Annotated in this window: 20 protein-coding genes; 11 read left to right on the top strand and 9 right to left on the bottom strand. The window is 38.2% G+C overall.

Annotated features, from left to right (window positions below):
* Positions 1-86 precede the first annotated feature (86 nt).
* A complete protein-coding gene (locus H9565_RS12555) occupies positions 87-1448 on the top strand; it encodes a DEAD/DEAH box helicase (protein WP_215440128.1) in 1362 nt (453 codons plus the stop codon).
* A gap of 85 nt (positions 1449-1533) precedes the next feature.
* Here the strand turns inward: H9565_RS12555 and H9565_RS12550 are convergent, their stop codons facing one another.
* Positions 1534-1920: a hypothetical protein gene (locus tag H9565_RS12550; RefSeq protein ID WP_215440126.1), complete on the bottom strand. Its 387-nt coding sequence runs from the start codon at positions 1918-1920 to the stop codon at positions 1534-1536.
* Between the two features lie 134 nt (positions 1921-2054).
* Here H9565_RS12550 and H9565_RS12545 point away from each other — a divergent pair, with 134 nt between their 5' ends.
* On the top strand, positions 2055-2600 hold the full coding sequence (locus H9565_RS12545) for a pyridoxamine 5'-phosphate oxidase family protein (RefSeq protein WP_215440123.1): 546 nt from the start codon (positions 2055-2057) through the stop codon (positions 2598-2600).
* 23 nt (positions 2601-2623) lie between these two features.
* On the opposite strand, the gene H9565_RS12540 is transcribed toward H9565_RS12545, so the two are convergent.
* The 3 genes from H9565_RS12540 to H9565_RS12530 form a co-directional block, all read right to left on the bottom strand.
* Positions 2624-3628: a sugar kinase gene (locus tag H9565_RS12540; RefSeq protein ID WP_215440121.1), complete on the bottom strand. Its 1005-nt coding sequence runs from the start codon at positions 3626-3628 to the stop codon at positions 2624-2626.
* Between the two features lie 138 nt (positions 3629-3766).
* Positions 3767-4120 carry a TerB family tellurite resistance protein gene (locus H9565_RS12535; protein ID WP_215440119.1) on the bottom strand — a complete coding sequence of 118 codons (354 nt, stop codon included), beginning with the start codon at positions 4118-4120 and terminating at the stop codon, positions 3767-3769.
* A gap of 8 nt (positions 4121-4128) precedes the next feature.
* On the bottom strand, positions 4129-4464 hold the full coding sequence (locus tag H9565_RS12530) for a TerB family tellurite resistance protein (protein WP_215440117.1): 336 nt from the start codon (positions 4462-4464) through the stop codon (positions 4129-4131).
* Positions 4465-4831: 367 nt separating this feature from the next.
* On the opposite strand from H9565_RS12530, the gene H9565_RS12525 reads away from it, so the two are divergent.
* Together H9565_RS12525 and H9565_RS12520 are read left to right on the top strand one after the other, a co-directional pair.
* A complete protein-coding gene (locus H9565_RS12525) occupies positions 4832-8806 on the top strand; it encodes a chemotaxis protein CheB (protein WP_215440115.1) in 3975 nt (1324 codons plus the stop codon).
* A 15-nt stretch (positions 8807-8821) separates the two neighbouring features.
* Positions 8822-9217: a response regulator gene (locus tag H9565_RS12520; protein WP_215440114.1), complete on the top strand. Its 396-nt coding sequence runs from the start codon at positions 8822-8824 to the stop codon at positions 9215-9217.
* A gap of 21 nt (positions 9218-9238) precedes the next feature.
* On the opposite strand, the gene H9565_RS12515 is transcribed toward H9565_RS12520, so the two are convergent.
* On the bottom strand, positions 9239-11476 hold the full coding sequence (locus tag H9565_RS12515; protein WP_246560585.1) for an FUSC family protein: 2238 nt from the start codon (positions 11474-11476) through the stop codon (positions 9239-9241).
* A gap of 199 nt (positions 11477-11675) precedes the next feature.
* On the opposite strand from H9565_RS12515, the gene H9565_RS12510 reads away from it, so the two are divergent.
* Both H9565_RS12510 and H9565_RS12505 read left to right on the top strand, forming a co-directional pair.
* Positions 11676-13601: a DUF294 nucleotidyltransferase-like domain-containing protein gene (locus tag H9565_RS12510; protein WP_215440110.1), complete on the top strand. Its 1926-nt coding sequence runs from the start codon at positions 11676-11678 to the stop codon at positions 13599-13601.
* Positions 13601-14257, top strand: coding sequence for a 3'-5' exonuclease (locus tag H9565_RS12505; RefSeq protein ID WP_215440107.1), 657 nt, complete (start codon positions 13601-13603; stop codon positions 14255-14257). The genes H9565_RS12510 and H9565_RS12505 overlap by 1 nt, the downstream gene beginning before the upstream one ends.
* A 5-nt stretch (positions 14258-14262) precedes the next feature.
* Here the strand turns inward: H9565_RS12505 and H9565_RS12500 are convergent, their stop codons facing one another.
* Together H9565_RS12500 and H9565_RS12495 are read right to left on the bottom strand one after the other, a co-directional pair.
* A complete protein-coding gene (locus H9565_RS12500; protein ID WP_215440106.1) occupies positions 14263-15213 on the bottom strand; it encodes a phosphoribosylaminoimidazolesuccinocarboxamide synthase in 951 nt (316 codons plus the stop codon).
* 36 nt (positions 15214-15249) lie between these two features.
* Positions 15250-16203: a PhoH family protein gene (locus H9565_RS12495; RefSeq protein WP_215440104.1), complete on the bottom strand. Its 954-nt coding sequence runs from the start codon at positions 16201-16203 to the stop codon at positions 15250-15252.
* 290 nt (positions 16204-16493) lie between these two features.
* Here H9565_RS12495 and H9565_RS12490 point away from each other — a divergent pair, with 290 nt between their 5' ends.
* The 4 genes from H9565_RS12490 to dnaN all read left to right on the top strand — a co-directional run bounded on the left by H9565_RS12490 (position 16494) and on the right by dnaN (position 21133).
* The gene (locus H9565_RS12490) at positions 16494-17327 is read left to right on the top strand and encodes an SAM hydrolase/SAM-dependent halogenase family protein (RefSeq protein WP_215440102.1); all 834 of its coding nucleotides are present in this window, start codon (positions 16494-16496) and stop codon (positions 17325-17327) included.
* Between the two features lie 161 nt (positions 17328-17488).
* Positions 17489-18220, top strand: coding sequence for a gliding motility-associated ABC transporter permease subunit GldF (gene gldF, locus H9565_RS12485; protein WP_215440101.1), 732 nt, complete (start codon positions 17489-17491; stop codon positions 18218-18220).
* Positions 18220-19884, top strand: a complete 1665-nt coding sequence (gldG, locus tag H9565_RS12480; protein WP_215440099.1) for a gliding motility-associated ABC transporter substrate-binding protein GldG — start codon at positions 18220-18222, stop codon at positions 19882-19884. Before gldF ends, gldG begins: the two co-directional genes overlap by 1 nt.
* Positions 19885-20014: 130 nt before the next feature.
* Positions 20015-21133 carry a DNA polymerase III subunit beta gene (gene dnaN / locus H9565_RS12475; RefSeq protein WP_215440097.1) on the top strand — a complete coding sequence of 373 codons (1119 nt, stop codon included), beginning with the start codon at positions 20015-20017 and terminating at the stop codon, positions 21131-21133.
* 72 nt (positions 21134-21205) lie between these two features.
* Here the strand turns inward: dnaN and H9565_RS12470 are convergent, their stop codons facing one another.
* Both H9565_RS12470 and H9565_RS12465 read right to left on the bottom strand, forming a co-directional pair.
* A complete protein-coding gene (locus H9565_RS12470; protein ID WP_215440095.1) occupies positions 21206-21571 on the bottom strand; it encodes a DUF4870 domain-containing protein in 366 nt (121 codons plus the stop codon).
* Between the two features lie 134 nt (positions 21572-21705).
* Positions 21706-22158: a hypothetical protein gene (locus H9565_RS12465; protein WP_215440093.1), complete on the bottom strand. Its 453-nt coding sequence runs from the start codon at positions 22156-22158 to the stop codon at positions 21706-21708.
* Positions 22159-22297: 139 nt separating this feature from the next.
* On the opposite strand from H9565_RS12465, the gene mnmE reads away from it, so the two are divergent.
* Complete coding sequence (mnmE, locus tag H9565_RS12460) at positions 22298-23695, top strand: tRNA uridine-5-carboxymethylaminomethyl(34) synthesis GTPase MnmE (protein ID WP_215440091.1); 1398 nt, start codon at positions 22298-22300, stop codon at positions 23693-23695.
* Positions 23696-23775 lie beyond the last annotated feature (80 nt).

Raw genomic sequence — 23775 nt, 5'->3', positions numbered from 1 at the left:
ATTTCCTTTATACCTAACTATCTTATCCACTAAGTATAATCCACTTCAAGTGCTAACAAGAGTGTTTTTTTCCATTACTTTGCAAAATGGATAATTTCGAAGATTTCAAAATAAAAAAGCAGTTACAAAAGGCCATTGTAGACTTGGGGTTTGAAACACCAACACCCATTCAACAAGAATCATACTCCCCTATTCTTGGTGGCTCTGATTTTGTAGGAATCGCCCAGACCGGAACCGGAAAAACAATTGCGTTTCTGTTGCCTATTTTACAAAACTTGAAGTATTCGGACCAGTTGCATCCTAGAGTGCTAATTCTAGCTCCTACCAGAGAATTGGTAATTCAGATAGTTGAACAGATTGAAAAACTAACACCCTACCTAAGCGTAAGAACTTTAGGTGTATACGGTGGTTCTAATAATATAAACCGACAAAAAAGAGCCGTTGCTGAAGGTCAGGATATTATAGTAGGTACCCCAAGAAGAACTTATGATTTGGTCCTTTCTAACGTATTACGACTAAAATCAATTAAAAAATTAGTGATTGATGAAGTTGATGTTATGCTGGATTTTGGATACAAAACACAGCTAAGAAACATCTTTGAATACCTGCCCACAAAACGTCAGAACATTCTTTTCTCCGCTACTATGACCACGTATGTGGATCAATTGATGAACGATTTTTTAATCAACCCAATTAAGAAAACCATATCCATTAGCGGTACGCCATTGGAAAGTATTAGCCAAGAAGCATATGCAGTACCCAACTTTTACACCAAGGTAAATTTATTGAACCACTTATTGGCGGACAAAGACGAGTACCATAAAGTATTGATTTTTGTTGCCAGTAAAACCAGTGCCGATCGTCTTGCTGAAACATTGGATTTTGAATCTGAAATTTCAGTAATACACTCCAGCAAAGAACAAAACCATAGGACTAAATCCATAGAAAAATTTGAGAGCGGCAAAAGCAGGATTCTTATTGCTACCGATGTTATTGCCCGTGGTATAGATATTGAAAAAATTAGTACCGTAATTAGTTTTGACACCCCTTTTTATCCAGAAAATTATATTCACCGTATTGGTAGGACAGGTAGAGCCGGAGAACAAGGAAGGTCTATTCTTTTCTATAGCGAAAAAGAAGCCGAACTAAAGGACGCCATTGAAACGCTTATGAACTATACCATTCCGTTTAATGACTTTCCTGAGGAAGTAGAAATAAGTTCTGAACTCACCCCTGAAGAAACGGATAAACCCTTTGACCCCAACAAAGAACTAGAAGAAGACTCCGAGGTTAAAAGAGGCGCTTCCTTCCATAAAAAATCTTCTAAAAACAGTAAAGTTAAATACGAAGTAAAAAGCTACGAGAGAAAACTAAAAAAGAAGTATAAAAAGCCACAAAAACGAGGGGATAAAATTCAAAACAAGAAAAGTAAACGAAAAAAAAGATAATGTCTGTTCGAGTTTGGGACTTGGCTGGGTTTAGCCCCTGTGTACATGTACTTAAAAAACCGTAACCCCACCAAACTTCCTATTCCTAATCGGTTTTGGCCTGTAGGACATTGCTGAAAGAAGGCTGCGTTTCCGTAATACTCCCCGCCCCTTTTTTATTCACTTTAAAAATAACGTCCTTTTCCGTGGTGAATAATAAAACTGAAAAAAAATGAGTTTTCAGGTTAGATTTTAAGATAAGAAATGCTTCGTCCAGAGTAAGCTCTTCTTCTTTATCCTCCGTCTCTTTTGACCTGTAGCTAAATTTCAACAAGACTTTAAAACCATCTTTGGCATAGAGAGGTCTCAAAAAAATATTCTTAAGATTTGGTTTACCTATGGTCTTTGCCATGGTCAACTTAGCAAAACTCCCCTCTTGGGCACTTTCTTTTACCTGATTCCAAAAAAGAAGAAACTCATCCTGATATGTCATACATAGAGATTTTGAGGTAGCTTTTTGCATTTCAAAACTACTACTATTTATTTGATACGGTAAACTAAAACTAGAGACCTAAAGTTTCATGCTAGCCTTTCTTTCCATAAATTTACAATACAGTTACTAAAGCAATGGGAAAACAATTAGACTCTATCACTCCTGAACTAAAAGGGTTCATTGAAAAACAAAAAATCTTTTTTGTTGGCACCGCTGCCGATAGCGGAAATGTAAATGTGTCCCCAAAAGGTACGGATTCGTTTAGGGTCATAGATAAAAACAAGATTGTCTGGTTGAACTTAACCGGCAGTGGAAATGAAACGGCCGCCCATCTACTAAAGAACCGTCGCATGACCATTATGTTCTGTGCTTTTGAAGGAAAACCTTTAATCTTACGCCTATACGGAACGGCCAAAATCTATCATAAGCGAGATACTGATTATCATAAGTATATAGAGCGTTTTCCAAAAAATATTGGAGCTAGACAAATTATTGAGATGCATGTAGAACTTGTACAGACCTCTTGCGGTTTTGCCGTACCATTTATGGAATTTAAAGAAGAACGTACTACTCTAAATGATTGGGCCTCAAAACAAGGGGAAGACAAAATTAAGACCTATTGGAAGAACAAAAACACCACCAGCATTGACGGCTTTGAGACAAATATTCTAGAGCCTTAACCCAAAATAGCTTATTCCCTATCCTATCTCACTAAACGCCCCGTTATATTACCCGCCAATATATTGTTTACTTCGCTTACCGTAGCAAGGTTAACATCTCCTTCGTAAGTGTGTTTTAGGGCACAGGCAGCGCTTCCAAACTCCATGGCCTTATAATCATCAAATTTTTGTAAACCATATATCAATCCGGCAGCAAAAGCATCTCCTGTACCTATTCTGTCCACCACATGGGTAATGTCCAAATCTTCTGTTTCCCGGAACTCAACACGGTTCCACATTCTAGCCCGGATTTTATGCCAAGAAGAATTTAATGAGGTCCGTATTTTATCGAACACTTTTTCAATCGTGGGGAAAGTTTCCATCAGTTTTTTGCTAGCTTCAATGAAATCATCGTTACTATATCCAAACTGTGTACCTAATACCTCGTTTATTTCATTAACACCACCAATAAAAATTGTAGAATAATGTAGCAGTTCAGTTAAGGCTTCTTTGGGGTCTTGTCCATACTTCCATAAATCACTACGGTAAGTAGGATCGGCAGATACGGCCATTCCTTTATTTCTTGCCAATTTCAAGCCCTCTTTAAGCGTATCAAAGGCTCCTTGAGATAATGCTGGTGTTATTCCGGTCCAGTGCATCCACTCCCCTTTTTCCAAGGCTTTTTCCCAATTTACCTTTGCCGGTACAATTTCGGAAAATGCGGAGTGAGAACGATTATAAGAAATCATACTAGGCCTAATTACGGCTCCAACCTCAAGAAAATATACTCCCAAAGGGCGTTTTGAAAGAACTATAGAAGAAGTATCCATACCAAATTGGCGAATATACGCCAGTGCGGTTTCTCCAATGGAATCTTCGGATACCACACTAATATGCTTTACCTCTCCACCAAAATTGGAAATGGAAATGCCAACATTTAGCTCGGTTCCGCCAAAATAAAACTCAACAATATTAGACTGTATAAATTTTTTGTTTCCCCGCGGAGAAATACGCATCAACACCTCCCCAAATGTTATAATCTGTCCCATACCCTAAATTTTGGGACTAAATTACCCAATGTGAAGGAAATAATAAGGGCCGATTACAAAAGATTTTCTGGCAAGGCCTCATAGGTATGCAAGAATCCAAAAGACCAATTTATCATCTAATAACAAGAAACCTATTAATTACTCAGTTTCCCCTCCTATACCAATATTTTTGAACGTCTGTATAATGAGCTGCATTTCGTTTTCATGTAGGTGATTGTCCGAAATGGCCATATCCTCAAGAATTTGAGCCAAAATTTTCTTTTTAGGATATGACATGTTATGCAATGCCACTAGCGCCTCATCTGTACTGGTTTCTTTGGCTTCATTAACCAAATTAGGGCTCATTCCTATTCCTTCCTGAAGTTCTTTCATTTCTGCCAGCTCGCTAGGATGAACCTTGCCATCTGCTAAAATAACCTCATTGCTCATTACAAAAATGGCTTTCTTTTCCGTTTGAGTAAATTGTACGTTATGTATTGTTCCATTTTCCATAGTTGTGTTTAGTTACAATTGTTCATAGATTTGAAGATATAGGCCATAAGGGTCTTTTCCGTAGTGTGCTTAAACCCATCTGAAATTGCGGTCATCTCCAGAATAGTTTCAAGGTTACTTTTCTTTTCCTGAGACATTTGTTTCAGAATTAAGATGGCCTGCTCACTTTCAATATTTCGGGCTTGCATAATAAAATTACTGTCAAAATCAATTTGTTCCATTAATTGCGTTACTGCGTTGATTTCTCCAGTATGTACTTGTCCATCTGCTAAGATTACAGAATTTACAACATGTACCATAGCCAGTTTCTCTGCCAAGGTAAAGGCTTTTGTTTCTTGTTGCATTAATTGTTAATGGTTTGTGTTAGTAGCCGTAATATAATGAATTATCCGAAAGTGCTACTCCATGTGTTTTAAAAATTCGATGCGAAAAACACACAAGTTTTAGGATTTGACATAATCACCTTCAACCTATCACTAGCAAATGCATATTTTGATTCTAACGTTTTAAAAACAACTTCACATCTAATTAAACTCTACCAAGTAAATTTTAAACAAGATCATTCAAAAGGAAACTAGAACAAAACCATATTTAGTTGAACTATAAAACGTTGCTATTAAACAGTTACCAAAATGGATAAAATTATTTATTTACTATTTATATTATTGTAAGATATTCATTACTTTTATTGAGACGAAATCAATCTACTAAATGATAGAACCTAATATCTCAGGTATTGACCAAGAACAAAATAAATTAAAAAACAAATTCTCAATAATAGGCATAGGGGCCAGTGCTGGTGGATTAGAAGCATTAAAGTCTTTTTTTGACAACCTTCCTTTAAAATTTGCCCATAGCTTTGTTGTTGTTCAGCATTTAAGCCCCGATTACAAAAGTTTAATGGGAGAGCTTTTGGCTAAGAACACAGACATGCCCATTATTGAGGTTACTGAGAAAACCAAAATAAAGTCAGGGACTATCTACCTTTTGACACCTAAAAAAAACATCTTTATTAAAGATGGTTATTTAATTTTAGAAGACAAGCCAACCACTAGGACCTTAAATCTACCTATAGATTTATTCTTTAAATCTTTGGCGCGTGAAATGACCAATAATGCTATTGCTATCATTCTAAGCGGCACAGGTAGCGATGGTACTTCCGGAGCAAGAGATATTAAGGAATACGGCGGAATGGTAATGGTGCAATCCCCAGATCAAGCAGAGTTTGAAAGTATGCCTCAAAATGCAATCAACACTAACTTGGTTGACTTTGTCCTGCCTACCGAGCAAATGGGTGAAGAACTTCAGAGATTCCTTCAACACCCAGCCGTTTATGGTTCCTTGGAGGAACATATTCTAAACGATGAGGAAACACTGGTTAAAATTCTGAGCTTTTTAAACAGTCAGACTAAATTAGACTTTGAATACTACAAAAGACCTACCCTAGTACGTATGATCGCCCGAAGGATAGGGATAAACCGTTTAGAAACCCTTCCAGAGTATAAAGACTATTTATTTGAAAGACCAGAAGAAGCGCATTTTCTGGTAAGGGAGTTTTTAGTTGGGGTCACCAGTTTTTTTAGAGACGAAGCTGTTTGGAATGTTCTTGCCACCGAAATCATACCAAAAATAGTAGCTAACAAAAAAAAGGGAGATACCATTAAATGCTGGTGTGTTGGGGTTAGCAGCGGTGAAGAAGCCTATTCTTTGGCTATTATTATTAATGAACTCCTGATAAAGTACAATAAAAAAAATGTAGTTAAAATTTTTGCTACCGATATAGAAAAAAACCATCTGAACGACGCTGCGAAAGGCATGTACAATGAAAGTACTATTGCCAATATTTCCGAAAGACGGCTAACGATGAATTTCACCAAAAAAGGAGATTATTACCGTGTTAACGAGAACATTAGGCGTATGGTCATATTTAGCAAACATAATGTGCTCAAAGACCCTCCTTTTAATAAAATGGATATTTCTCTGTGCAGAAATATGCTTATTTACCTTCAACCTGCAGCACAAAACAGAGTTCTTGATGTTTTGCACTACTCACTTAATTTAAATGGAACCTTAGTTCTAGGTAGTAGCGAATCTCTAGGAAGGCAGAAAAACTCATTTGCTGAAATACATCGGAAACAAAAAAATTACAGTAACATAAGACCTGCAAAAATACTTGGTCTACAACCTTACGGCCCAAACAAAACCCAAAAAAATCCGTTTGGTCTAAAAACCATGAGTTACGAGCGAAATACAAGGCAGCTTATGGTAGAAGCCTTAAGTGATAATTTAGACCTTGCCGCTATTCTAATAGACGGTAATTTTAATATCGTTGATGCTTTTGGAGACCTCAATAATTATATAAGCTTACCGAACAAGGGGTTTAGCATGAACCTATTAAAAATGGTTCCTGAGAACGTGGCAACAGTTTTGAGCTACTCTTTAAGAAAAGTTGCAGGAACCAACCAAAATTTAAGGCACGAGAACCTTAATTTCTCAACTGAAAAAAAGCCCACCATTGTTAACATGCATGTGGCATCCTTTAATAACCCCCTAAGTAGCAATCCTCCGAATTTTTTAATCATCATCAAACCTTCGGACATACAAAAAATAACAAGCCCTACTCATAACGAGAACGAAAGCACAAATAATAGTTCAAGGGAAATAGAATTAGAATCCGAACTAAAAGAAACAAGTGAAAGTCTTAAAAACATGATTGAAGAGGTAGAGACTAGCAATGAAGAGTTGCAGGCTACCAATGAAGAGCTCTTGGCTTCTAATGAGGAATTACAAAGTACCAATGAAGAACTACAAAGTGTAAATGAAGAATTACATACCGTAAATACGGAACTTCAGGAAAAATTAGAAGAGCTAGCTCTATTAAATTCAGATTTGGACAACCTTTTTCAAAGCACGGACATAGGAACCATTTTTCTGGACAATCAACTGAGAATAAGAAAGTTTACCCCTAGCGTTGCCAAGCATTTCAACCTAATGGAAAGTGATGTTAATCGCCCTCTAGAACACTTTGCCAGTACATTTCATAAGTCCAATTATAAAAACTTCATTTCAGACATTAAAGCTGTAGTCGTAAATGGAGTTTCACAGCAAAACGAGGTGAAAGATGCAAAGGGGCGTTGGTTCTTGCAAAAAATAGTCCCTTTTCGTGATTCCATCGGAAATATTGAGGGGGCAACCCTTAGTTACGTAGACATTAACGAACCTAAATCTGCGGAACAAAAGCTTAAAAATCAATTACTTGCATTTGAGCAAACATCAGACAGTTTTTGGGATTATAACTTAATAAACAATACCTATTACGTTAGCCACTCAATCCGCCATATTCTAGGTTACGAGGCAGATGAAGTTGAAGAAACTCCTGAGTTCTGGAACCAACTGGCCCATCCGGAAGATTTAGAGACCCAAGATAATACCATGCAAAAACATTTGCAAACCAACGGTAAATACCCATATGCAGTAGAAATAAGATACAAACATAAAGCTGGTCATTATGTAACCTTGTTCTTAAGGGGTAAAATAGTAGAGTGGACAGAAGACCACAAACCTAAGAGAATGTTGGGTACCACTACCGATGTTTCTATGATAAAAAGAATGCCTCAATTAGAGCAGGAACTGCTTGATAAAAATATGGTGTTTGAACAGGTTCTTGAAATAACCATGGCCGGTTTTTGGGATTGGAATATACAAGAAAATACAGAGTATTTGAGTCCTACTTTTAAACGAATGTTCGGGTATGAAGATGACGAAATGGAAAATACACCTGAAGCATGGCAAAATATCATGCACCCAGAAGATCTTCCAGGCGTGCTAGAAACGTTTGATGCCCATGTTAAAAGTAAAGGAGAAGTACCCTATGATAATGAAGTTCGCTATTTTCATAAAAACGGAAGCATTGTATGGGTTTGGTGCAAAGGTCAGGTAATAGAATGGGGTGAAAAGGGGGAACCTATAAGAATGGTTGGTAGTCATATAAACATTACTAACTTAAAACGCCTATCTCAAAGCAACAAAGAGCTAGAACGTTTTGCTTATGTTGCAAGTCATGACTTGCAAGAACCCTTACGTACCATACGAGATTTTGTAACGCTATTTAAAGAAGAATATATAACTTTATTAGACGATAAGGCCAATACGTATTTGGCCTTCATAGAAGAAGCCTCGTCAAGAATGGGCGAATTGGTAAGGGTTATACTTGCCTATTCAAAAATAGGGAGCAATACCAGGCCTGAACCTGTAGACCTAGAAACCATAGTAGGGAACGTAATGAAAGACCTTCGTATGCGTATTAAAAATACAGGTGCAAAAATCAAGGTTAAAGACCTCCCCGAAATATCAGGACATAAATTAGAACTTCACTCCCTTTTTCTTAACCTTATTGGTAACTCAATAAAATTTACTGATAAAAACCGAAATCCGATAATTGAGATAGGAACCTTGCCCTCAGAAAAAGGACATCATATTTACGTAAAGGATAACGGTATTGGAATGGAAGCAAAAAATCAACAACAGATTTTTGAAGTATTCAAAAGATTACATAACCAAGAAGATTACGAGGGAACCGGTATTGGCCTTGCCCATTGCAAAAAAATTGTGGAACTACATAACGGTAAAATTTGGGTGGAGTCCAAAATTGGAAAAGGAAGCACCTTTCACTTTAATCTAAATTAATAACTTGTCTGAACTATGATAAAATCTATTGTACTTGTAGATGATAACAATGCTACGAACTTTATTCATGAGACCTATTTAAGACGCGTAAATTGTGCCGAAAGAATCTACTCTTTCACCATGGGCAAAAAAGCTCTTGAACATCTTATGAATTCAAAAGTTTTTCCCGAACTCATATTTGTGGATATTAATATGCCCACCATGGATGCTTGGGAGTTCATGGAATTATACAAGGAATTGGATGTAGCGCTTAAAATCAACACAAGGGTTATTCTCTTGACCACCTCCATAATCCCATCTGATAAAGAAAAAATGGAGATGTACCCAGAAATTGATGCTATGATGTACAAGCCATTAAACGAATTAGCTATTAAACAGATTATGGTTGAACATTTTAACCTTACTCTTTAGCTATAATAACACGTTGCGGAATTAACTTGCTGTTTCCGCAGGCTTCATTTCGGCTTCTATTTTCAAAGCTAAGTTCAACATTTTACCACTTAGCGTAAACAACCATCGTAATTGACCAAGTATTAAATGTGCCTCTTGCAAATTACGCTCCTCCCCCACTTTTACGGCATTTTCAAAATCCCATGCTATTGTCTTAAACTTAGAACGGTTACTTTTAAAAGATTTCTCGTGATGTTTCAACGAAAAATCATCTTCTATTTTCATATGGGCCAAAGTATCTGTGGTACGACCCAAATTTTCCATTATATGCGCTACCGCAGACCTAAAACCTTCTGATGCTTCCGTAGTACAATGATTCTGTATATACGAACTTAAGGAAGCCAAGGAAGACAAAAAAGAGTGACTCAGAGTTACCAGTTCATAAACCTCATTTACTTTTTTTTGTTTTGATTTGGGTTCTTGAACCATTTGTTGAAAAGCGGCACTTAGATTAGAAGTCTCTTCAAAAGCTTTTTTCCGGCTTATTCTCAGTGCGGTAGGCTCCTTTTCCTTTTGATCATAAATAAGGGCTATTTCATTTAGAAAATTTTTATTGGCCGTCAGGCAGGTTCTTAAGTTGTCATTAATATTTAAAAAACTCCATGAAGGCCAAAGTACCAAAGTGGCAAAAAATGAAAGTAACGCTCCTAGAACCGTATCCAAAATCCGAAACTGAATGACCGTAACAATGTCCGGCAATAAAATTCCATAAATAAAAATTACGCTCAGCGTAACAAAAGTAGCTGCCGTCTTATAGTTTCTCTGCAGCATAGAAAAGGCCATGACCAACGAGGTCAGCCCTAGAATCCCAAAAACATAAGTATTCTGCACCAAAGCTACAATTACAAAAGCAATGGTAGCACCAATTAACGTACCTATAATCCTATCTTTTGAGCGGGTCTTGGTTAGCCCGTAACTAGGCCGTAGTATAATAATAATGGTCAATAAGATCCAATAGGGTTTCTGAAAGTCAAAGATGGTTCCTATGCTGTACCCAACCATTACCGTAACGGCCAAACGCAAAGCATGTCTAAAAATGGCCGATTTAAAATTAAAGTTACGAACCAACATTTTGAGGTCGTAATCTTGCAAGGTCATAAACTTGCGTACGTAACTCTCATCTATAAATTGCAACTCCTCTGTTTTGGCCTCATTGCGCAACCAATTGATTTTTCCAAGCAACTCTACCTGCTTCTCTTGATACTCGTAAAGATTCTGAAGCATTAAATACGGGCTTAGATTTTCCTTTTTAGGAATACTTTTAAGTTGATTTATATTAGCTGAAATCCTATCTAAATACGGCTGTAGTTCTACTGGTGGCGGCAATTTTTTTCCGTGCCTTCCGGCAAAAGCAATACGTTCTAACTGTTCCGCGATCTTAAAAATAAGCTCTTGAAAACCGCTTTTGTATTGACTGTACGTTTTAAAGACCACATCCATTTGGCTATAGTTAATGGGGTTGGCAATTGCCGCTTCCAGCATTTCCACCAATTGTGCCAGAACCAGTAATTGTTTTCCGTGGTAAACGGAATACCGAGATCTTTTTCGGTTAAGGACTAACATCTCCCTTAAGGTTTCATGCTTTTCTATAAGCTGCTCTTGTAGTTTGTTCAGTTCGGACAATAATTTTTTCCGGTCAGAATCTGGTTCTACCAACTTCCCCCTAACTCGCAAAAATTTGGCTGTCAGCAGATAGGTTTCCCTAAATATTTCCTCAATTTCACCTTTAGGGTTTATATAATGCCAAACCATAACCACCAACAAGTACCACAAACTACCTATACCTACAAAAAATGCATATTCATAGGTGTTAAGCACCTGAGGTTCATGGGCAAAACTAAGAACCAAAGCCAATAGACCGGAAAAGCTGACTAAAGTAGCCCTAAAACCAAAAATAGATATATAGGCAAGCAGGAAAGAAAGTACTCCTAGAACTGGAATCAAAATATAGGCCGGCAAATTCAAATACCCCCCAATAAAACTAATGATGACCACCAATACCGTAGCGCAAAGTATACCTGTAATTTTTTGCTTAAAGCTTCCATTAGCATTACTAGGTGCACTCCATAAAGCTCCAAAACAAACGGCAAGACCTATTTCTAGTTGATTAAAGTAAAGTCCCAACAAAATAGGGAAACTAACCGTAACGCCCACCAAGACCGCTTTTGAAAAATCAGTGCTTTTCAAAAACTGAAAAAGTTCCCTTAAACTGTTTCCCATGTTTCCATACATTTATCTAAAACCATGCTTTACGGTTCAAAGATAGAAGATAACTTTGGCGTACCTGAATATGCAGGGCAATCTTTATTCAAAGCAACTTCCTTACAACGGATAGAAAGTGTAAAAGGATGCAATTTGTTTGGGCATTTTCCTTTTTTTAATGCACTTCCTGATATAACTTTAACTTTAAATTTGCCGCATGAAGAATACCATTTCTATTAGAGTTGCCGATTTTCTTAAAAACTACCCGCCTTTTAACGAGGTAGCCATTAAGGAACTAGAAAGTCTATCTGAAGAAATAAGTATTGTCTACAAGATAAAAGGTGAAGTAATCTTTGCCATAAACGAAGAGGCCCACCCCTATTTTTATGTAGTTCATAAAGGTGCCGTAGTACTTACCAAAGAACCCAATGACGAAGTTGTAGATTTGTGCGATGAAGGTGATATTTTTGGTTTACGCCCCCTTATTGCCAATGAAAACTACAAAATTGGAGCCAAAGCATATGAAGAGACCATCTTATATGCAATACCAATAGCGGAGTTTAAACCCATCATTAAAGATTACAAGGAAGTAGGTAATTTTTTAATTGAAAGCTTTGCCTCCAATACCCGAAATCCCTATTCAAAAAGTTACAGGGGCAAGCTTTACGAAGGCACTCCCCAAGCCAGTGAAAATGGCGTAGGAGACAAAGAATTGCTTGATTTGCAAGGCGTACCCTATTCAAAAAAACTAATAACCTGTTCAGAGAATACCACCATAAAGACCATAGCGGTTAAAATGACCGAAAAAAAGGTGGGCTCCGTATTAGTAGTAAAGGACAAACTTCCCGTGGGCATCATAACGGACAAGGATTTAAGGAATAAAATCGCCACTGGTCTTTTTCCAATAACCACGAGGGCCAAAAATATCATGAGCTCACCGGTAATTACGTATCCAAAAAAAATGACCGTTACCCAAGCACAGATGGCCATGATGAAAAGTGACATCAGCCATTTATGTCTTACGATGGACGGAACCCCAAATGCAGAGGCCGTTGGTATCATTAGTAAACATGATATTATGTTTGAGCTGGGCAACAACCCCGCAGTGCTTTTAAAAGCAATAAAAAGAGCAAACGGATTTAAAAAATTAAAGGCGGTACGCAGAAGAATCATGAATCTACTGCAAGGGTACCTAGATCAAAATATACCCCTCACCTTAACTTCCAAGATTATTTCGGAGCTAAACGATGCCTGCATCAAGCAAATTATAAAAATAGCCTTGGATAAGATGGATGCCCCCCCACCGGTTAAGTTTGCATGGCTGGCCATGGGTAGCCAAGGCCGAAGTGAACAATTGCTACACACCGATCAGGACAATGCACTGGTCTTTGAAAATGTACCCGAAGACCAACTCACAGAAACAAGAGACTATTTCTTGGCACTGGCAAGAATCGTTACCAAGGGGCTTTTTGACATTGGATACGAATATTGTCCGGCGGAGATGATGGCCTCCAACCCGGAATGGTGCTCAAGCTTGCAAGAATGGAAAGAACGTACACTCCATTGGATTACCAATCCTGGACCGGACCAAGTGCTCTTATCCTCCATATTTTTTGATTACAACCTTTCTTATGGCGATTCTAATTTGGTAAACGAGCTAAGTGCGCACCTTTTTGAAACTACGGAACAATACCCCAATTTCTTTTTGCATTTGGCAAGCGGAGCACTTCAAAGTCCGTCTCCCAGTGGTTTTTTCAGAAGCTTTTTGGTGGAAGAAGATGGTGAATACAAAGATTTTTTTGATTTAAAGCGAAGGGCCTTAATGCCTTTGATTGATGGAGCAAGGGTCTTAGTGCTCTCTCACCAAGTAAAGTCCATCAACAATACTGCAGAACGCTTTGAAAAGCTTGCGGAACTGGAACCCAACAACCAAGAACTATTTTTGGCCTGCTCCTACGCTACCAAAGCCCTATTAAAGTTCAGGACAAAACACGGTCTTTTGCATAATGATTCCGGGCGTTTTATTGCTTTGAACAAACTTACGAAGGAAGAAAAAATAAAATTGAAGCGTAGTTTTAAGACCATAAAAGATTTACAGGAACTTCTTAAAATTCGTTTTAAGGTCACAAACCTATTGGGCTAATGGATTTCTTCAAAAAGCGAAAACAGAACTATCCTGACTTTTGGATGGACTATGAGGCCAAGTTTGATATGAAAGTGGATTATACCCTGTCCGAAATACGTTTTGTGGTGTTTGACACGGAAACTACAGGCTTTGACTATGATACGGACCGCATTCTATCTATTGGAGCGCTATCTTTAATGAACAATAGCATAGCTGTTAACGATAGTTTTGAAGTGTTTCTCTACCAGCATTTTTACCATGCCAAAAACATAGAGATACACGGAATTTTACAAGAGGAAAGACAAGAGCGCATAACGGAATTGGAAGCCCTGATTCTATTTTTGGAATATATTGGAAATTCGGTTTTGGTGGCGCATCACGCAGGCTTTGACAGAAATATGATTAATCATGCCCTGAACCGTCATGGTATGCCGGATTTGAAAAATAAATTTCTGGATACATCGGTATTGTACAAGCGTACACTAATCAAATCTCCTTTGCTTCCCGTTAAGCCACAATACTCATTAGACGAACTCGCAGAGAAATTCGATATATCAAAAAAAGACCGGCATACTGCTTTAGGCGATGCCTACATTACGGCAATCGCTTTCATTAAAATTGTTCAGAAACTAAAAACCAAGAAGAACTTTTCCGCAAAAAAATTACTTAAATAGTAAATTCATCTCTTTAAGTAATCTAACACATTACCCTCTATACGATTCTGTATATCAGATATATCTGCTTTAACAAATGCTTCTCCAGTAATATTCTCGTAAAGTTCTATGTATCGGTCAGAAACAGACTCAATATACGCGTCTGTCATTTCGGGTAAAGTCTGCCCTTCTAAACCTTGAAAATTATTCTGAATCAACCACTGACGCACAAATTCTTTGGACAACTGCTTTTGAGGTTCACCCTTTTCCTGCAACTCTTTGTATGTATCCGCATAAAAATAACGCGAAGAATCAGGGGTGTGAATCTCGTCTATCAAAACAATTTTACCGTCTTTGGTCTTCCCAAATTCATATTTGGTATCCACAAGAATTAGCCCTCTTTCTGCAGCAATTTGAGTGCCTCTTTCAAAAAGGGCCCGTGTATATTTCTCAAGAACCTCATAGTCCTCTTTTGAGACAATACCTCTTTTAAGAATATCCTCTTTAGAAATATCTTCATCATGATCACCCATTTCGGCTTTGGTGGCCGGCGTAATAATAGGCTCCGGAAATTTATCGTTTTCCTTCATACCTTCCGGCATTTCTACACCGCACAACACACGTTTGCCCAATTTGTACTCCCGGGCCGCATGACCGGACTGATACCCCCTTATCACCATTTCTACCTTGAAAGGCTCACAAGCATGCCCTACCGCAACATTTGGGTCCGGAGTTGCCATTAACCAATTAGGAACAATATCCTTGGTAGCATCCATCATTTTAGTAGCAATCTGGTTCAGAATCTGTCCTTTATACGGAATACCCTTGGGCATAACCACATCAAAAGCAGATAAACGGTCTGTAGCTACCATAACCAAAATTCCATTCTCTAACTCATATACTTCACGCACCTTTCCTTTATAAACACTTTTCTGGCCGGGAAATTCAAAATTGGTATCTGTAATGGTACTGCTCATTGGGTATTGGTAATTTTCTGTTGTAAAAAGTATTTATTAATTCTGGTGCTCAATATTCTTGTAGGCGTCAATAACCTTTTTCACAAGTCTATGGCGTATAACATCTTTATCGTCTAGATAAACAATTTCTATACCTTCAGTATTCTTTAGGATCAAAAGAGCTTCTTTTAAACCCGAAATAACCCTTCTTGGCAAATCTATCTGCCCGGGGTCTCCCGTAATCAAAAATTTAGCGTTCTTACCCATTCTGGTAAGGAACATTTTCATTTGGGCATGGGTGGTGTTCTGAGCCTCATCCAGAATTACAAAAGCATTATCCAGCGTACGTCCGCGCATAAAGGCCAAGGGCGCAATTTGAATGATGTCACTCTCTATTAAATGGGCCAATTTCTCCGATGGAATCATATCTCTTAGTCCATCGTACAACGGCTGCATGTAGGGGTCTAATTTTTCCTTTAAATCCCCTGGCAAAAATCCTAAATTCTCACCAGCCTCTACCGCAGGTCTTGTTAAAATAATACGCTTTACCTGTTTCTCTTTCAGCGCTTTAACAGCAAGAGCAACCCCGGTATAGGTTTTACCTGTACCAGCGGGACCAATAGCAAAGACCATATCATTTTTCTTGGCGGCATCTACCAGTTTACGTTGGTTAACGGTCTGTGGTTTTATCAACCTGCCATTAACACCGTGCACCAAAGTTTCCCCACTATTTTCAGGAGACTCATAGTCCGAAGAGGTATTGCTCGTAAGCACTCTTTCTATGATGTTTTCATCTAGCTTGTTGTACTTTCCAAAATGTACGGTAAGCATATCAAAACGGCGCTCAAATTCCTCTAAGAGTTCTTCATCGCCATAGACTTTGATTTTACTTCCACGCGCCACTATTTTCAACTTTGGAAAATACTTTTTAAGCAGGTCTATATTTTCGTTCTGTTGCCCAAAAAATTCCCTCGGGCTTATCTCGGTAAGTTCTAATATGAGTTCGTTCAAAAAGTAGAGGTGTTAAAATGAAAGCCTGTGAACATAATATTTCGCTTGGCTGTTTTTTTGTTATAATTTTGTTTAACAAACTTAACGAAAATTTCAGTTTGCCTAACTAAAACATATCAACATTACTGTATGATAGCGAACTTAAATAATCTAATTCATTTATTTTCTAACAGCATCCTGCACACCTTTCTTCACAGGTTTAGCGTGGTCATTACGGTTTCACGCCCTATTACCCTATTGTCTCAAGTTATCCCAACTCCTATTTTTCCTGATGTAAATGAAAATAATTTATGAATCCGATTATAACGCTAACCACAGATTTTGGTCTTAAGGACTATTTTGTAGGCACCCTAAAGGGAACCATTTACAAAGAACTTAGCGATGCCCGAATTGTTGATATATCCCACAACATTAGCCCTTTCAACATTCAAGAATGCGCTTATATTTTGGAGAATTCGTACAAACATTTTCCGGAAGGCACCATACATATTGTGGGTGTAGATTCCGAACCCACTCCGGAAAACCAACATATAGCCGTTCTGGTGAACGGACATTATTTCATTAGCGCCAATAACGGGGTCATTGGTTTGATTACAAGTGAAATACAGCCCGAAAAAGTGGTAGAATTAAATATTCCCAACCCCAGCCATGGTTCTTTTCCCGTCCTGGACGTTTTTGTTCAGGTAGCCTGCCATATTGCACGTGGAGGCACATTAGAAGTAGTAGGGAGGCCTTTTGACCAACTGAAAGACCTTCGTGAATTTTCGCCCACGGTTACGGACAATGGCAATAAAATAATAGGTAGTGTCATTTACATTGATGCTTATGGAAACGTGGTGACCAATATTAGCCGAAACTTCTTTGAAGCGTACCGCAAGGGGCGGGATTTTGAAATTACCGCTCGTACTACAAAATTCACCAAACTCCATAACAAGTATAGCGACATTATTAATTTTGACTTGGATAAAAGTCAACGTAAGGGAGCAGGAGACCGTTTGGCCTTATTCAACAGCGCTAACTACATTCAACTGGCTATTTACAAAAGCGATTCCAATACCGTTGGTGGCGCCTCCACCCTCTTAGGCTTGGATTTTAGGGATACCGTCACCATTACTTTTTCATAACAATTGTAAAAAACAAGCCCTGTTGTGGCCAACAATTGCCGTTTAATTTGAAATTGTTTGTAAATTTGATGTTATGCTTTTTAACATAAGCTGAAAAACAACCTCAAACTTAACTCTATAGTGTTCTTAAAAAAAGGAGCATTTATAATTTGAAGTCACCTATGCTTGCCATTTTTAAACGCGAAATACAATCGTTCTTTACCTCTCCCATTGGGTATTTGGTCATTGGACTTTTCCTTACCCTAAACGGATTATTTCTTTGGGTCTTTAAAGGCCCATTTAATATTTTTGATTACGGATTTGCAGATTTAAGCAACTTCTTTCTATTGGCGCCTTGGGTCTTCCTTTTTCTGATTCCGGCCATTACCATGAAGAGTTTTTCCGAGGAGAAAAAACTGGGCACCTTAGAACTACTTTTTATTAAACCTCTTTCTATCTGGCAGACCGTTTTAGGAAAGTTTTTTGGAACCCTTACTTTAGGGATTATAGCACTTGTGCCCACATTGCTGTATGTGCTCACGATATCCCAACTGGGTACTACCGTAGGAAATCTAGATATGGGGCTAGTGATAGGCTCCTATTTTGGCACGCTGTTTTTAATGAGCTGCTATACCGCTATAGGGCTGTTTACCTCTACGTTGTCCGAAAATCAAATTGTTGCTTTTATCATGGGATTGATACTCTGCTTTCTATTTTATTACGGATTTGAAGGTCTATCAACCATTTTTGGAAGCGGAGATACCTCGGTTGCTATAGCAAGTCTGGGTATGAAGCACCATTTTGAAAGTGTAGCAAGAGGAGTTTTGGATACTCGTGATCTAGTCTATTTTATTACGCTAACGCTTTTCTTTCTTTTTCTAACCGTTCTTCAACTTAAAAACACCAATCGGTAATGAAAAAATCCCTTACCCCTATAGCTGTAGCACTTGTTATATTAGTTGTGATCAATGCCGCTGCCAGTTTCTTATATACTCGTTTTGATTTAACCGAAGACAGGAGATATACACTATCCGAAGAAGCAATTCATACCGTGGAGGCTTTTGAACGCCCGGTGATTATAGATGTACTTTTAGACGGAAACCTCCCCCCTGAATTTGTTAAACTAAAAACGGAGACGCGTCAGTTACTTGAAGAATTCGAGTCCAAAAACAACAACATAAAGTTCAGTTTTGTAAACCCGCTTGAAGACGCCGCACAGATTGATGGCACTATAACCGATTTACAGTCTCTAGGGTTGACGCCCGCCCAGATTACAGTAGAAGAAAATGGTAAGACCTCCCAAGAAATAGTTTTCCCTTGGGCCATGGTCAACTACAACAACAAAACGGTAAAAGTTCCACTTCTAAAAAACAAACTAGGAGCTACTACGGAAGAACGTGTGAACAATTCCGTACAACATTTGGAATACGCCTTTGCCGATGCTTTTTCCAAAATAAACATTACGGAAAAGAAACAGATTGCCGTGCTAAAAGGAAACGGAGAGCTAGATGACATTTATCTAGCCGATTTCCTGACCTCTATTAAGGATTACTATAACATTGGGGCCATAACGTTAGATTCCGTGGCTACCAACCCTCAAAAAACCCTAGACCAGCTTAAAAGCTACGACCTGGCCCTAATCGCCAAACCAACAGAAGCTTTTACCGATGCCGAAAAATATGTATTGGACCAATATATCGTAAATGGCGGAAAATCCATTTGGCTCATAGACCAAGTGAATATGGAGCTAGATAGTCTTTTCAATGAAAGTGGTTCTGCTATGGCTTTGCCAAGAGATTTAAACCTGAACGACTTTTTCTTTAAATACGGGGTGCGCATCAATCCCAATTTGGTGAACGACATGTATTTTACCCAAATTGTACTTGCCTCCGGAGAAGGAAACTCTTCCGAATACAATCCTGTGCCTTGGTTTTACAATCCTATGGTTTTCTCTAAAAATGACCATCCCATAAATAATAATCTAGAGGCACTACGGTTTCAATTTGCCAATTCTATAGATACGCTGGCCAACAGCAATAAAAAGACCGTACTGTTAAGCAGTTCTCCCCTATCCAAACTAGATGGCACACCTAAACAAATTAATTTAGATGTAATAAATATGTCACCCAAAAAGGAACTCTATAAAAAAGGAAACAACCCTATGGCGGTTCTTATTTCGGGGGAATTCACATCGGCATTCAGCAATAGGGTCAAGCCCTTATCGTTAAACGGCACTTTGGAGAAAGGAAAAGAAAACCAAATGTTAGTAGTATCGGATGGTGATATTATCCGTAATCAAATACGAAATAATAGACCTTTGGAATTGGGTTATGATAAGTGGACGAACAACTATTATGGTAACAAAGAATTTTTAATAAACGCCCTGAATTACCTTTTAGACGAAAAAGGACTTATAAACATTCGAAATAAAAAAGTTGCCGTACCCTTTTTGGACGCACAAAAGATGACAGACCAAAAAACTAAATGGCAGCTAATAAATATTGGCCTTCCCATAGGGTTGACACTTCTTTTTGGAGCTTTTTTCAACTATTTTAGAAGACGTAAATACGGGGCCTAGATGTTAATAAGTTTGTTTCGCTAAAAAATGCATTTCAAATATCTTTGTTTCATTCAGGTTTTAGAAGACTTGGTTTAAATTCGAGACATTTTAGACACTATATCCCACAAATTGAAATAACGATTCTCCTATGAAATTCATAGTATCCAGTACGTATCTCTTAAAGCAGTTACAAGTTTTAGGTGGTGTTATCAACAATAGCAACACACTACCTATTCTAGACAATTTTTTATTCGACCTAGACAACAACAAATTAACGGTCTCGGCTTCTGACCTTGAAACTACAATGAGCTCCGTACTAGATGTAGATTCGGATAACCAAGGTACCATTGCCGTTCCGGCAAGGCTTTTATTGGAAACCTTAAAGACTTTTCCTGAGCAACCGTTGACCTTTGTTGTAGAAGATAACAACACGGTAGAAATTAGCTCTAACCACGGTAAGTACGCTTTGGCTTATGCAGATGGGGCAGAATTCCCTAAAGCGGTGGAACTGGCCAACCCAAGCTCTACTACGCTACTTGGTGACATTTTAGCTACCGCAATAGACAAAACCATATTTGCGGCCGGTAACGATGATCTTAGGCCTGTAATGAGCGGTGTGTTCTTTCAGTTCTCTCCGGAGAATTTAACTTTTGTTGCTACGGATGCGCATAAACTGGTGAAATACCAACGTACGGATGTTACGGCTTCTCAAGTTGCCGAATTTATTATGCCTAAAAAACCTTTGACTCTTTTAAAGGGAATTCTAGCAGGCAGTGAATCTGACGTAGTAATCGAGTATAATGACAGTAATGCCAAGTTCAGTTTTGAGAACACGGAGCTTATCTGTCGTTTGATAGATGGAAAATACCCTAACTATGAAGCGGTAATCCCTAAAGAGAACCCTAATGTGCTTTCTATTGCAAGAAATCAATTCTTAAGCTCCGTAAAAAGGGTTGCTATTTTCTCCAATAAAACTACGCACCAGATACGTTTAAAAATTGCCGGTGCTGAACTTAATATTTCTGCGGAAGATATTGATTACAGTAACAAGGCCGAGGAACGCTTGACTTGTTCTTACCAAGGTGATGATATGCAAATTGGTTTTAACTCCCGTTTCTTGACCGAAATGCTGAACAACCTAAACTCGGACGATGTATCATTGGAAATGAGCTTACCGAACAGAGCAGGTATTCTTACTCCTATTGACGGACTTGATGAAGGTGAACACGTAACCATGCTTGTAATGCCGGTTATGCTGAACAGCTAAACGATATGCACCAAAATATAAAAGCCCCAAGAATTTCTTCTTGGGGCTTTTTAATTATATAGGTTTTCACTTCTATGAAATAAACGGAATGGTCATAAATGTATTCGGTTTTTCACCGTTACTGGCTCTTACCGCATTTACTATAGGCATAATAAAAGCTACAATTCCAATAAAAATCAAACTTAAGATACCAAGACCTAAAAGTAATATGGCAGGGATGCTTAAAATGGTAATTAGCAGTACGCTCAATTGAAAATTCACAATAGCTTTACCATGCTCATCCATACCCGTTACGGAATCTTTGGTCGTTAGCCACAGAATTAGCGGCACTACCAATCCGCCAAAACCTGTAATATAGGTTAAGAACTGCGATAAATGTGCAATTACCAATAATTGATTATTCTGTTCAAGTGTTTTTTGTTGATTGATGATTTCCATTTTTTGATTGTTTTAGGGGTTCTATAGATAAGACGAACAAAAACACAAAATGTTACAACTACCCGAACTTGCAAACGAAAAAATCCCGTAAGAGCGGTATCTTACGGGATTTTGAATTACTTTTTTGTATGCAATTAAAGCTTTTGCTCCAACTTGATCAGCTTTTCCCTGCTTTTGTTTATGCTCATTTTTAATTTGCTCAGCTTCTTTTCAATTTTGGCAACATCATTAGGAGAAAGTTTTCCTTTGATTTTGTCCACTTCCATTTTGTCGCTGATCTTAGAAACCTTCTTCTCGTCCTTTTCCAATCCCTTTTTTAAGGAGTTGATTTGGCCGGTCAGTTTTTCGTATTTCTTATTGGCCTTTTCAGATTTCTTTTGCGCTTTTTTTGCTGCTTTTGCTTCTTTTTCAGCAGCTTTTGCCTCTTTTTCGGCCGCTTCTATTTGCTTTCTAATTTCCTTGGCCTCACGTTCCGCTTGCTCAACCTGAGAAATTGAATCCATCTGAACCTCTCCTTCTTCCTGCGCGAATGAAAAAGTTGTAACCCCAAAAAGAATCACCACAAATGTTACTAATCGCATCTTCATAATTATATAATTTAAATAGTTAATGGAGGACGAAGGTACTTATTTTCCGTTATTCAAAAACATTCGACCCATAAATTTTTGATGTGCCGCAAAGAATTTCCATCTACTTGTTTTTGCCTATTTTTGCAAAAACTTTTTGATGATTCCTAACGATAATATTATAGCATTGGCCACCCCTTCAGGAGCTGGTGCAATTGCGGTAATCCGTATTTCCGGGGCAACCGCAATAGATACGGCCGCTGCTTTTTTTAAATCTGCCTACGGTAAGGATTTAAGAAAAAAGAAAAGCCATACCATTAGTTTAGGACACATTATAGAAGACGATAAAATACTGGATGAAGTTCTGGTCTCTGTGTTTAAAGGCCCTAATTCCTACACTGGGGAAAATGTAGTTGAAATATCCTGTCATGGCTCATCGTACATTCAGCAACAAATCATACAATTGTTCCTAAGAAATGGCTGTAGAACAGCGGATGCAGGGGAATTTACCCTGAGAGCGTTCCTTAACGGCAAGATAGATTTAAGCCAGGCCGAAGCTGTAGCGGACCTGATTGCCAGTGATAATGCCGCGAGCCACCAAATTGCGATACAACAGATGCGCGGTGGTTTTAGTAACGAAATTAAAAGCCTGCGTTCCGAGCTTTTAAACTTTGCATCGCTTATAGAATTGGAACTGGATTTTTCAGAAGAGGATGTTGAATTTGCGGACCGCACCCAGTTTAACGACCTTCTTGCCCGTATCCAAAAAGTTCTAAAAAACCTGATAGATTCTTTTGCGGTAGGAAACGTGATTAAAAACGGTATTCCCGTTGCTATTGTTGGAGAACCTAATGTTGGAAAATCCACCTTGCTCAATGCTTTTCTTAACGAAGAACGTGCGTTGGTTTCCGATATAGCCGGAACCACCCGTGATACCATTGAAGACGAAATTGCGATTGGCGGAATCGGTTTTCGGTTTATAGATACGGCCGGCATCCGAGAAACCCAAGATGTGGTGGAAGGCATGGGCATTAAACGGACATTTGAAAAGATTGAACAGGCCCAAGTAATTTTGCTTTTAGTAGATGGTTCTAAAATTCTGGCCGATGAGGAAAAACTGAAAAACATCACCATCGACTTTGAAAAAATAAAAAACCAGAATCCGCTAAAACCACTTCTCTTATTGGTCAATAAAGCCGATACGCTTTCCGAGAGCGATAAACAAAAAATAGCCCAGCACTTAGATTCCGTTAATTACTTATCCGCCAAAACAGGTGAAGGTGTTGAAGAGCTCAAAAACCGACTGTTGGAATTTGTAAATACCGGAGCGTTGCGCAACAATGAAACCATAGTGACCAACACGCGCCACTATAATTCCTTGCTTAAAGCATTGGAAGAAATTGAAAAAGTACAATTTGGCATGGAGGAAGAACTTTCTAGCGACCTAATGGCCATTGATGTACGTGAGGCTCTTTATCACTTAGGAGAAATCACAGGGCAGGTAACTAATGATGAGCTGTTGGGTAACATTTTTGCTAACTTTTGTATCGGGAAGTAATAAGGTCAAACAACATCCGATCAACATCTTATTAAACTCTAATTATCAGTTAATTATAATAATGGAATGTCACTAAAATA

Source organism: Zobellia russellii, from assembly GCF_018728565.1.
GTDB classification, from domain to species: Bacteria; Bacteroidota; Bacteroidia; order Flavobacteriales; family Flavobacteriaceae; genus Zobellia; species Zobellia russellii.
This window is presented reverse-complemented; position numbering and strand designations above follow the sequence as displayed.

Coding starts and splice junctions, on each gene's coding strand:
- H9565_RS12515 (WP_246560585.1), bottom strand. CDS start 11,476: ATGGGAAACAGTTTAAGGGAACTTTTTCAGTTTTTGAAAAGCACTGAT.
- H9565_RS12555 (WP_215440128.1), top strand. CDS start 87: ATGGATAATTTCGAAGATTTCAAAATAAAAAAGCAGTTACAAAAGGCC.
- H9565_RS12520 (WP_215440114.1), top strand. CDS start 8,822: ATGATAAAATCTATTGTACTTGTAGATGATAACAATGCTACGAACTTT.
- H9565_RS12525 (WP_215440115.1), top strand. CDS start 4,832: ATGATAGAACCTAATATCTCAGGTATTGACCAAGAACAAAATAAATTA.
- H9565_RS12510 (WP_215440110.1), top strand. CDS start 11,676: ATGAAGAATACCATTTCTATTAGAGTTGCCGATTTTCTTAAAAACTAC.
- H9565_RS12500 (WP_215440106.1), bottom strand. CDS start 15,213: ATGAGCAGTACCATTACAGATACCAATTTTGAATTTCCCGGCCAGAAA.
- H9565_RS12535 (WP_215440119.1), bottom strand. CDS start 4,120: ATGGAAAATGGAACAATACATAACGTACAATTTACTCAAACGGAAAAG.
- H9565_RS12465 (WP_215440093.1), bottom strand. CDS start 22,158: ATGAAGATGCGATTAGTAACATTTGTGGTGATTCTTTTTGGGGTTACA.
- H9565_RS12545 (WP_215440123.1), top strand. CDS start 2,055: ATGGGAAAACAATTAGACTCTATCACTCCTGAACTAAAAGGGTTCATT.
- H9565_RS12505 (WP_215440107.1), top strand. CDS start 13,601: ATGGATTTCTTCAAAAAGCGAAAACAGAACTATCCTGACTTTTGGATG.
- H9565_RS12490 (WP_215440102.1), top strand. CDS start 16,494: ATGAATCCGATTATAACGCTAACCACAGATTTTGGTCTTAAGGACTAT.
- mnmE (WP_215440091.1), top strand. CDS start 22,298: ATGATTCCTAACGATAATATTATAGCATTGGCCACCCCTTCAGGAGCT.
- H9565_RS12540 (WP_215440121.1), bottom strand. CDS start 3,628: ATGGGACAGATTATAACATTTGGGGAGGTGTTGATGCGTATTTCTCCG.
- gldG (WP_215440099.1), top strand. CDS start 18,220: ATGAAAAAATCCCTTACCCCTATAGCTGTAGCACTTGTTATATTAGTT.
- H9565_RS12530 (WP_215440117.1), bottom strand. CDS start 4,464: ATGCAACAAGAAACAAAAGCCTTTACCTTGGCAGAGAAACTGGCTATG.
- dnaN (WP_215440097.1), top strand. CDS start 20,015: ATGAAATTCATAGTATCCAGTACGTATCTCTTAAAGCAGTTACAAGTT.
- H9565_RS12470 (WP_215440095.1), bottom strand. CDS start 21,571: ATGGAAATCATCAATCAACAAAAAACACTTGAACAGAATAATCAATTA.
- gldF (WP_215440101.1), top strand. CDS start 17,489: ATGCTTGCCATTTTTAAACGCGAAATACAATCGTTCTTTACCTCTCCC.
- H9565_RS12550 (WP_215440126.1), bottom strand. CDS start 1,920: ATGACATATCAGGATGAGTTTCTTCTTTTTTGGAATCAGGTAAAAGAA.